Genomic DNA, 1,585 nt, shown 5'->3' with positions numbered 1-1,585 from the left:
GAGGCCACTGAAAAACTTACGTTTTTTAATTTTATTTCAAGATCGTAAACGAAAAAGGCGACTATCCGTTCATTTTTTGGACGGATAGTCGCCTTTCTTTATAGACTTTTTCACTTTATTCCTTTTAATAAAGTCACGATTCGTTTTATATTAACTGCAAATATTGTCATTGCCCCTTGCATTTCCATGCCTAAAAGACCCGAGGAAATTGCAACATCATACCCGTGTCTATTCTTGAGTTCGCTATTTTTAGCTTCTATTTTATACCGTTCTTTAGCCTGTATTTTAAAATATTCACTATCCTGAAAAGCCCTTTGTTCATTATGTTCAGGTGACTTTATCGTTACGGAATAGGTTTTACTTTTCGCTCCCTCTTTATAACAGCCATCTTTAAAAGGACATACTTTACACTTTTCAATATCGAAGTAATAGGTATGACTTTGGCTATTATTTGTATTCTTTTTCCCTGTTCTGGCTTTCCGGACGGCCATATGTCCAGCCTTACATACATACATTCCAGCATCTTTGTTAAATTCAAATTCATCTCCTGGCTTCCTAGGACCTTGAGTAATGATTGGATGTAATTTTGATATTAATTTCATATCATTTTCTTTGGTAAACTGAATATTATCTTTTTCCGAATAAGCAGTATCTCCAATGATAGCTTTTACTTTCATTCCGGCTTTCTGACTTTTTCCAATTAGCTGTTGAAGAAATTTCCCGTCACTTTTTTCACCCGTTGTAATAACTGCACCTGTAATAATGCGTTCCTCATTCATAGCAATATGTGTTTTGTATCCGAAAAAAGAAGAGTCTACAGTTTTATGTCCAGTTCTAGCATCAGGGTCATTAGAAGGGCTTAAATTTTCTTGGAAATCCACAACAATTTCATTAAGATAGTTAAGCTTTTCTTTAACTTTAGGGTATTCACAAATAGACTGTTCATTTTCAACTACTTGAACAACTTTTTTACAGTACGCAACAGTTTCGACTACGTCATCGGTAGTAGGCTTAGAAGGGAATTTCTCTTTCATGTCTTCATCAACCTGATAAACAGCTTTTCTAAGAAGTTTTGACTTTTCCATTAAAAATTCATAAGGGGACTTCTGATTGAAACGAGATTTCGTGTGGGTTGCATCAACAATTATTGAAGTACTTTTGATTAGCTCTTTTTCAAGTGCGATCTCGACTGTTTTTTGAATAAGTATATCAAGTAAGTTTACGTCTTTTAGACGTAGCTTACGAAATTTCGTTAGTGAACTAGGATGAATGACTGATTCTTCTGGAGCCATATCTAAAAAATATTTAAAGGACATGTCGTATTTAGAACGCTCAACAACATCCACGTCTGATAAGTCAAAAATGGACTTTAATAATAAATATTTAAACATGCGAATGGGAGGCACAGCATTGCGTCCGTTATCAAGGCAATATTTATTCTGTAGTTCATCTAGCACAAAAGAAAAGTCAACTAATTCATTTATTTGACGAAGCATATTATCCTTAGGGACAACGATATCGTAAATACCAGAATATGGACTGAGGTTTAGAGATTGTTGATTGGAGATCATGCGAACACCACCTA

1 protein-coding gene is annotated in these 1,585 nt (G+C 34.5%); it reads right to left on the bottom strand.

Going from position 1 to position 1,585, the window contains the following annotated elements; translation table 11 throughout:
* Window positions 1-110: 110 nt before the first annotated feature.
* Window positions 111-1,571 carry an IS1182 family transposase gene (locus tag ACTJJ9_RS26245; protein ID WP_145585433.1) on the bottom strand — a complete coding sequence of 487 codons (1,461 nt, stop codon included), beginning with the start codon at window positions 1,569-1,571 and terminating at the stop codon, window positions 111-113.
* Window positions 1,572-1,585 lie beyond the last annotated feature (14 nt).

The organism is Metabacillus sp. 22489, from assembly GCF_052044855.1.
GTDB lineage: Bacteria > Bacillota > Bacilli > Bacillales > Bacillaceae > Metabacillus > Metabacillus niabensis.
Note: the sequence above shows the minus strand (reverse complement) of the source record. Positions and strands in the feature narration are given on the sequence as shown.